Annotated in this window: 8 protein-coding genes; 1 reads left to right on the top strand and 7 read right to left on the bottom strand. The window is 65.4% G+C overall.

What is annotated here, in order from left to right; translation table 11 throughout:
- A partial coding sequence (locus tag AC1RMY_RS26435; RefSeq protein WP_492869719.1) for a trans-sulfuration enzyme family protein occupies positions 1 to 1,236 on the bottom strand: 1,236 nt, incomplete at its 3' end.
- Here AC1RMY_RS26435 and AC1RMY_RS26430 point away from each other — a divergent pair.
- Positions 1,223 to 2,749, top strand: coding sequence for an FAD/NAD(P)-binding protein (locus AC1RMY_RS26430; protein WP_492869717.1), 1,527 nt, complete (start codon positions 1,223 to 1,225; stop codon positions 2,747 to 2,749). The genes AC1RMY_RS26435 and AC1RMY_RS26430 overlap by 14 nt on opposite strands.
- Before the next feature lie 114 nt (positions 2,750 to 2,863).
- On the opposite strand, the gene AC1RMY_RS26425 is transcribed toward AC1RMY_RS26430, so the two are convergent.
- The 6 genes from AC1RMY_RS26425 to AC1RMY_RS26400 are packed head-to-tail and all read right to left on the bottom strand — an operon-like array spanning position 2,864 to position 7,532.
- Entirely contained in the window at positions 2,864 to 3,433 is a 570-nt protein-coding gene (locus AC1RMY_RS26425; RefSeq protein WP_492869715.1) for a flavin reductase family protein, read from the bottom strand.
- A gap of 13 nt (positions 3,434 to 3,446) precedes the next feature.
- Complete coding sequence (locus AC1RMY_RS26420; RefSeq protein ID WP_492869713.1) at positions 3,447 to 4,277, bottom strand: ATP-binding cassette domain-containing protein; 831 nt, start codon at positions 4,275 to 4,277, stop codon at positions 3,447 to 3,449.
- Positions 4,278 to 4,287: 10 nt separating this feature from the next.
- Entirely contained in the window at positions 4,288 to 5,142 is an 855-nt protein-coding gene (gene ssuC / locus AC1RMY_RS26415) for an aliphatic sulfonate ABC transporter permease SsuC (protein WP_492869711.1), read from the bottom strand.
- 7 nt (positions 5,143 to 5,149) lie between these two features.
- Positions 5,150 to 6,301, bottom strand: a complete 1,152-nt coding sequence (ssuD, locus tag AC1RMY_RS26410; protein WP_492869709.1) for an FMNH2-dependent alkanesulfonate monooxygenase — start codon at positions 6,299 to 6,301, stop codon at positions 5,150 to 5,152.
- A gap of 41 nt (positions 6,302 to 6,342) precedes the next feature.
- A complete protein-coding gene (locus tag AC1RMY_RS26405) occupies positions 6,343 to 7,302 on the bottom strand; it encodes a sulfonate ABC transporter substrate-binding protein (RefSeq protein WP_492869707.1) in 960 nt (319 codons plus the stop codon).
- A gap of 35 nt (positions 7,303 to 7,337) precedes the next feature.
- A complete protein-coding gene (locus AC1RMY_RS26400) occupies positions 7,338 to 7,532 on the bottom strand; it encodes a hypothetical protein (RefSeq protein WP_492869705.1) in 195 nt (64 codons plus the stop codon).
- Positions 7,533 to 8,066: the final 534 nt, after the last annotated feature.

Genomic DNA, 8,066 nt, shown 5'->3' with positions numbered 1-8,066 from the left:
CCTGTTCGGCGCCGGCGCACGGAAGACCCGGTTCACATGATCGAGCGGGCACGGCGCCGCCTTGTCGGCCACCGTGGCGTTCTCAAGGCCGATGGACAGGCGCAACAGTCCGTCGCTGATACCGTGCCTGATCCGATCATCGCGGCTCATCACCGCGTGGGTCATGCTGGCCGGATGCTGAATGAGCGTTTCGGCATCGCCCAGGCTGACGGCGCGGGTGATCAGCGTCAGATGGTTCATGAACGCCATGCCGGTTTCCACGCCGCCGTCGAGTTCGAAGGAGATCAGGCCTCCGCCCGATCCCGACATCTGCCGCTGCGCCAGATCGAATTGCGGGAACGCTTCCAGGCCCGGATAGGAGATGCTCGCGATGCGCGGATGGCGCTCCAACTCGCGCGCCACCTTGAGGGCGGAGGCCGCGTGACGCTCGACCCGGACTTCGAGGGTCTTGAGACCGCGCAGCATCAGGAAGCAGTTGAAGGGCGACAGGGTCGCGCCCGTCATCCAGCGCAGGCCGGACGTCCTGACCTGCTTCACCAGTTCGGCCGAGCCGACGACGATGCCCGCCAATAGATCCCCATGGCCGCCCAGATATTTGGTGCCGGAGTGGACCACGACGTCGGCGCCGAGTTCGATCGGACGCTGCAGGACGGGCGTCGCGAAGGTGTTGTCGACCACGACCTTCGCGCCGACGCGGTGGGCGAGCCGCGAGACCTCCGCGATGTCGATCACGCGCAGATTGGGGTTGGCCGGCGTTTCGAAGAAGACGACCTTGGTGCGTTCGCTGATCTTTTCAGCCAGCGTCTCCGGCCGCGTGAAGTCGGCGGGACGTGCGACGATGCCGAGTTTGGTCAGGCCCTGAGTGAACAGTGCGAAGGTGTTCCCGTACAGGGTATGGTCGATCACCACCTCGTCGCCTGGCGACAGCAGCGTCAGCATGACGCTGGAGATCGCGCCCATGCCGGAGGCCGCCGTCATGCCGGCCTCCGCCCCCTCGAGGCTCGCCATGCGCTCCTCCAGAATCGTCTGGGTCGGGTTCTTGGTGCGGCCATAGACATAGCCCGGCTCTTCGCCACGGAAGATCGCCGCGCCTTGTTCGGCGCTTTCGAAGGCATAGGTCGAGGTCATGTAGATTGGCGGCGTTAGCGCGCCATCGTGCTCTGCCGGATCGTAGCCCAGATGGATCGCCCGGGTGGCAAAGCCCTGAGCCCGGTTCCGCCTGATGTCGCGCGACATGCTCATTCCTCCTCGATCACAGACTTGGGTCGATCTTATTGCAGCGTCTGCCGCGCCCCGGGGGCTGGGCAATCTGGCTCTGATCGTCCAGACTCACGATCAGGCGATCGTGCTGATTTCCTTCGGAGCTTGCATGACAGCACTACCCGGCAAGCGCGTCATCATCGTCGGTGGCGGCGCGAGCGGTGTCCTGACGGCTTGTCATCTGCTTAGGGAGGAACGCGACGATTTCGTCGTGACCCTGATCGAACGCCGCAGCAGGATCGGTCCCGGTGTCGCCTATTCGACCGCTCGGCCAGAGCATCTTCTGAACGTCCGCGCGGCGAATATGAGTGCATTCGCCGATGATCCACCGCATTTCTGGCACTGGTTGGCCGACCATGCCGGCGACCAGGCGGCCTTGTGTCCGGCTCCATACTGCTTCGTCCCGCGGCAGCTCTATGGGCGATATATCGCGAGCCTGATCGAAGAATACCTCCCCGGGGGAGGCCGGCCGGGGCGGTTGCACATCGTCCACGGCGAGTGCCGGACAGTGGATGACAGACCAGGAGGCGTCGCCGTCACCCTGGCCGACGGCACGACGCATCTGGGCCAGGCTGTCGTACTGGCGACAGGCAACGATTCCTACGACTGGCAACAGAACGCTCGCTATCTCAGTCCCTGGGGCGACCGGTCGAGAACGAACATCGACGCAAGCGAACCGATTTTGGTTCTCGGGACCGGGCTGTCCATGGTCGATTACGTGCTGACCCTCGTGCAAGAGGGGCATCGCGGACCGATCCACGCCCTGTCGCGTCGCGGCCTGTTGCCTCACTCGCATCGTGACGTCGGGGCGATGCATATCAGCAAGGAGGAGGTGCCGTTCGGCCACGGGGCTGGCGCCCTTCTGTGCTGGTTTCGCCAGCAGGTCGCGGAGAATCACGCGCAGGGAGGCGATTGGCGCAGCGTCGTCGACGGGATTCGGCCACACAGCCAGGAAATCTGGTGGAAGTTCTCGAATGCCTCCAAGCGCCGGTTTCTCGAACATGCTCGCTCCTATTGGGACGTGCATCGCCACCGCATGGCACCCCAGATCAGCGCGCGACTGCAAGCGATCATGGCCAGCGGGCAATTGCGCGTTCTCGCGGCCAAGATCGTCGCAGTAGACGAGCATGAGCATGGCGCCGAGGTGGTTTATCGACGTCGCGGCCTGGCGGTGAGTGAGATGCTTTCGGTCAAGCAGATCGTGGATTGCCGTGGTATCGTGACCGATCCGAGGGAATCCAAGAATCCCGTCGTTGCTTCCTTGCTGGCTCAGGGCCTTGCGCGCGCTGATCCGCTTGGCATTGGAATAGACGTCTCGGCCGATTGCGCCGTCCTGGATGCTTCCGGTTCGCCTTCGCAACGTCTCTTCGCCGTCGGTCCGCTGACGAGGGCTTCCTTCTGGGAAACCATCGCGGTTCCGGATATTCGAAGCCAGTGTGCCAAGCTCGTCCGCCACATCAGAAGCAGGGTCTTGGCGGGGACAGTCTGACGTGGTCTGGGCACCGGACGCTTTGCGTGAAAGTCCGCGGCGCGGCGCGGTCGAAGGGACCACGCTGCGTGCGGCCCGAAGGATGTCCCAGGCCGTCGCGCCTTCCGGATTGATTCAGTAGGCCCTGAGCCCCAGAGCAGTGCTGGCCTCCTCGGCCATCCATCCGAGCCGCTCGTAGTCGCCTCGCCAATAGAGCAGCGCCGCGTCGTTGCCCCCGAGCCTGACCTCGCGGACACGGCCGATGATGATGGCGTGCGAATGCCGTTCGATGATCTCCTCGACCTCGCAGTCCAGCGCTGCCAGCGCGCCGACCAGCAGCGGCGCGCCGGTGACGCCGCTCGCCCAGTCGGCGTCGGCGTAGCGAGCCGCGCCCTTCTCGCCATTGCGCCCGGCGAAGCGGTCCGCGACCTGCTTCTGCGCGGCGTTGAGGAAGTTGACGCCGAAGCTGCGGTTGGCCACAAGCGCGGGAAAGCTCGAGGACGACAGGTTGAGCCCGAACATTATCGTCGGCGGCTCGGCTGAAAGCGAAGAGACCGAAGTCGCGGTCAAGCCGGTGCGGTCGGGGCCGTGGCCCGTCGTGATGACGCTGACGCCGCCGGCGAGATGTCTCAAGGCCTGGCGGAAGCTCGCCGCATCGTCATGGACCTGGCGCAACGGCCTGGGCAGGGGAGTGACAACCGACATCGTCCCGGCCTCCTCAAATGGTGTAATCGGGTGGATCGAGGTCCTCTCGGATCAGATCCTTGAGGACGCGCTCTTCGAGAAGCGCGAGATCGACCGAGCCGCGCCGGCGCGGGCGCGGCAGGTCGACCGCGATGTCGAGCGTGACGCGGCCCTCGTCGATCATGACGACGCGATCGGCGAGCGTCAGTGCCTCCGAGACGTCATGCGTCACGAGGATCGCGGTGAAGCCTTGCGTCTGCCAGACGCGCTCCAGGAGGCCCTGCATGTCGATGCGGGTGAGCGCGTCGAGCGCTCCCAGCGGCTCGTCGAGGGCCAGCACGCGTGGCCGGCTGACCAGGGCGCGCGCCAGCGCCACGCGCTGCCGCTGGCCGCCAGAGAGCAGCGCCGGCCATTGCTGCGCCTTGGCTTCCAGCCCGACCGCGCGCAGCGTCTGGAAGGCGCGCTCCTCGGCTTCCGGCAACTTGCGCTCGGAACCGAGCCCGACCTCGACATTGGACAGCACGCGCGCCCAGGGCAGCAGGCGCGGTTCCTGGAACATCAGGCGCGGTGTCTCCGCAGCGCTGCCGTCCTGGCCGAAGCGCAGACTTCCCTCGCTGGCCTGGTCGAGGCCGGCGAGTATTCGCAGCAGCGTGCTCTTGCCGCAGCCGCTGCGTCCGACGATGGCGAGAAACTGGCCGGCGGGGATATCGAGATCGATGCCGCGCAGCACCTCGAGATCGCCGAAGCGCTTCTGCAGGCCGCGGATCGCGATCGACTGGCCGCGCGCGGCCTTCGCTTTCGCCGCCCTGTCCTCGAACTGGGCGTCGAAGGATAGCGCACTTGGCGCCAGCATCGCTGTCGTCATGGCGAGATCCTCACGATTTCTGGAAGGCCGGATGCCAGGACAAGCAAAGCCGTTCGAGCAGGCGCACGATCGAGTCGGCGAGCTTGCCGAGCGCGGCGTAGATCACGATCGCCAGCACGACGACGTCGACCAGCATGAATTCGCGGGCGTTCATCGCCATGTAGCCGATGCCCGAGGAGGCAGCGATCGTCTCGGCCACGATCAGGGTCAGCCACATGATGCCGAGCGCATATCGCACGCCGACGAAGATCGAGGGCAGGGCGCCGGGCAGGATGACGCGCCGGAACAACTCGACATTGCTCATGCCGTAGGAGCGCCCCATCTCGACAAGCTGGCTGTCGACCGTGCGGACGCCATGGAACGTGTTGATGTAGATCGGAAAGAAGACGCCCAAAGAGGTCAGGAACAGCTTCGCTTCCTCGTCAATGCCGAACCACAGGATCACCAGCGGGATCAGCGCGAGATTGGGGATGTTGCGGATCATCTGGACGGTGGTGTCGGTGAGCCGTTCGGAGGTCTTCGACAGGCCGTTGAACAGGCCGAGCGCGAAGGCGAGCGAGCCGCCGAGCAGGAAACCCGAGATCGCGCGCCTGAAGCTGACCGCGATGTTCTCCCCCAACTGGCCGTTCAGCGTCAGCCGCCAGCCGGCCGCGAGCACGTCGCTCGGCGCGGGCAGCACATTGGGTGCGATCAGGCCGAGTTTCGCGCCGGCCTGCCAGAGCAGCAGCAGTGTGAGCGGCAGCAGCCAGGGCGTCAGACGTGCGAGCAATGGCTGGAGCGACCTAATGCGGGGCGCAAGCCTCTTCCCGCCCGACGATGAAGCAGTGGCCGGCGCCGCGACGCCGGGTTGAACGAAATCGGTCATTCCGTCCTCACGACGCCGCGACGGCGACGCGCACGCCGGTGCCGCTGATACCGAATTCACCGATCTGCGTGCGATGCGCGTTCGGCGCCTGCGCGCCGATTCCGAGCACCGGGAAGAGAAGTTCCGCGACCTTGTAGGCCTCTTCCAGATGCGGGTAGCCCGAGGCGATGATCGTCTCGATTCCGAGCGCCTGGTATTCTTGCAGGCGCGCCGCGACCGTCGCGGGACTGCCGACCAGAGAGGTGCCGGCGCCGCCGCGCACCAGACCGATGCCGGCCCAGAGATTGGGCGCGATCTCGAGTTGATCGCGCCTGCCGAGATGCAGCGCGCTCATCCGCTTCTGGCCGACCGAATCCGATTCCTCCGCGAACTTCCTCTGAGCGGCCGCGATCGCCTCGTTCGGCAGCTTGCTGATGAGCTTGTCTGCGGCGGCCCAGGCCTCGGCATCGGTCTCGCGGACGATCAGATGGATGCGCAGGCCAAAGCGGACCTTTCGGCCGCGTGCGGCGGCCCTGGCGCGCACGGCGTCGAGCTTGGCCTTCACCTCCGGCACCGGCTCGCCCCAGGTCAGGTAGGTGTCGACATGTTCTCCCGCGACGTCGAGTGCCGGGTCGGACGATCCGCCGAACCAGATCGGCGGCGGGGCTTGCACTGGCGGAAAGTCGAGCTTGGCGCCCCGCACGTTGATATACTTGCCCTTGAAATCCACCTTCTCGCCCGCCAACAGGCGGGAGTAGACGCTCAGGAACTCGGCGGTGTGGGCGTAGCGCTCGTCATGAAGCAGATGGATGCCGTCTCCCGCCAGTTCGGACGGATTGCCGCCGGAAACGATGTTGACGAGGAAGCGGCCATTGCTGACCCGGTCGAGGGCCGCCGCCTGTCGCGCGACGAAGGTCGGGGATGCGACGCCGGGCCTGGCGGCCACGAGGTATTTCAACCGCTCGGTCAAGGGGGCCAGCGCCGCCGCCGTGATCCAGGGATCGTCGCAACTCTTGCCTGTCGGGATCAGCACGCCGCCATAGCCGAGGCGATCGGCCGCCTGCGCGATCTCTTTGAGATAGCGGAAATCGGCCGGGCGATGGCCCTCGGTCGTGCCGAGATAGGAGCCGTCGCCGCTGACGGGGATGAACCAGAAAATGTCGAGAGGCTTTTTGGTCATGTCGGTGCACTCGCAATGAGGATGAGGGGAGGCGACGCCGCTTAGGCGCTCGGCTTCCACTCCCAGACGATGTCGCGGACATTGATAGGCTTCGGGATCAGGCCGAGCCGATGGAAGCGGTCGGCGACACGCTGCTGCTCCTGGAGGACGCGCTGGTTCAACGGGGCGATGACGAAGTCGGAGCGTTCGACCGAGCGCTGCCATGGCCCGATCGGCAAGCCCGTCGCGGCTGACTGCACGGCGGCGACCTCGCCGCGGTTGGCCCCGGCCCAGCGTGCGACCTTGGCGAGTTCGTCGTTGATCGTGGCGACGATCTCAGGGTGCTTGCCGGTAAAGTCGCGGTTGGCGAGATAGTACGAGTTCTGCGAGACGATGCCCTTGGCGAGCGCTAGGACGCGCACGCCGGGAATATCCTCGGCTATGGCGAAGAACGGATCCCAGATCGTCCAGGCATCGACGGAGCCGCGCTCGAAGGCGGCGCGCGCATCGGCCGGCGGCAGGTAGACCGGCGTGAACTCGTCGAAGCCGATGCCGGCCTTCTCGATCGCCGCGATTGTCAGGTTGTGCGAGCTCGACGCCTTGGCGAAGGCGATCTTCTTGCCCTTGAGGTCGGCCAGCGTCTGGATCGGCGACTTCGGCGGCAGCAGGATTGCTGCGCCGGACCCTGCGGCTTCCTGTGTCGCGACATAGAGCAGGTTTGCCTTGGCAGCCTGGGCGAAGATCGGCGGTGCGTCGCCTGTCGGTCCGTAGTCGATGGAGCCGACATTCAACGCCTCCAGCAGCGGCGGCCCGAACTGGAACTCGACCCACTTGATCGTGATGCCCTGCGAGGCGAAGCGCTTCTCCAGCACGCCTTGCTGTTTGGCGATCAGCAGGATGCCGTTCTTCTGGAATCCGACGCGCAGTTCCCGCGGCGCGGGACCCGATTGGGCGATGGCAGCGCCCGAGGCGAGAGCGAGGGAGGTTCCAGCGAGGCTGGCGATGAAATCTCTGCGGTCCATGGTCGAGACCTTCCTGATGAGAGGTTGGGGTGGGGTCACGCGGCTTTGCGAGCGCTCTGCCCGGCCTGCCGGGCGCTGACGGCACGGTTGGCGTCCTCCACCGAGCGGAAGACCCTCCCATCGAGCGCGTCGAAGGCTGGCTGAGACGAAAAGAACCGGAAGTTGCCGGTCGAGCCAACGATGATGCCGGCGGCGTCGCCCTGGACTTCGATGACGATGGCTTTGGACATGGGCTCTCATTCACCGGAAAGCTCCGGCGCCTTCTTGATCTGCTGCGGTGTGGGGATGTGGTGGTCGTCAGCCGCGCTGGAGGCGCGGAGAAGCCGCCGTCAACATCGTGACGAGCGCAGGAAAGCCGAGAGGCGGAGAAGCTGCCTTATGGCGATATCGATGATAATAATCACAGCGTGTCTCCTGAAGCGGAGCCCACGATATCTTCGTGGTGCTTTTAGCATTGGTGACGCGGCGCAAGCTGCTCCAGCAAATCCCGCGATCGAGTCAAATTAATGCGCCTCGATACTCGAAGAATCGTCGAAAATGTGGGCATCGGTCAATGGAATGCATTTTCAAAGATGCGTTGGCCATCGGGACGTTCATCTAGGCCTGTCATCCATTTTGGCTGATTTGTTCTTACGGTTCGCGCAGGTCAATTCGGCTTACCGCCGCCGAGGTGCTTCGTTTCACCGAGCGGCCATCGCTCAGCGCGCCGGCTTGTAGAGCTGGTCGAAGGTGCCGCCATCGCCGAAATGCGTCGGCTGTGCCTT

It is taken from the genome of Allobosea sp. GW822-FHT03F07, from assembly GCF_058801345.1.
This window is presented reverse-complemented; position numbering and strand designations above follow the sequence as displayed.

Bases quoted from the DNA above. Each gene is read 5' to 3' on its own strand.
- ssuD (WP_492869709.1), bottom strand. From the start codon at position 6,301: ATGACCAAAAAGCCTCTCGACATTTTCTGGTTCATCCCCGTCAGCGGC.
- AC1RMY_RS26430 (WP_492869717.1), top strand. From the start codon at position 1,223: ATGTCGCGCGACATGCTCATTCCTCCTCGATCACAGACTTGGGTCGAT.
- AC1RMY_RS26405 (WP_492869707.1), bottom strand. From the start codon at position 7,302: ATGGACCGCAGAGATTTCATCGCCAGCCTCGCTGGAACCTCCCTCGCT.
- AC1RMY_RS26420 (WP_492869713.1), bottom strand. From the start codon at position 4,277: ATGACGACAGCGATGCTGGCGCCAAGTGCGCTATCCTTCGACGCCCAG.
- AC1RMY_RS26400 (WP_492869705.1), bottom strand. From the start codon at position 7,532: ATGTCCAAAGCCATCGTCATCGAAGTCCAGGGCGACGCCGCCGGCATC.
- AC1RMY_RS26425 (WP_492869715.1), bottom strand. From the start codon at position 3,433: ATGTCGGTTGTCACTCCCCTGCCCAGGCCGTTGCGCCAGGTCCATGAC.
- ssuC (WP_492869711.1), bottom strand. From the start codon at position 5,142: ATGACCGATTTCGTTCAACCCGGCGTCGCGGCGCCGGCCACTGCTTCA.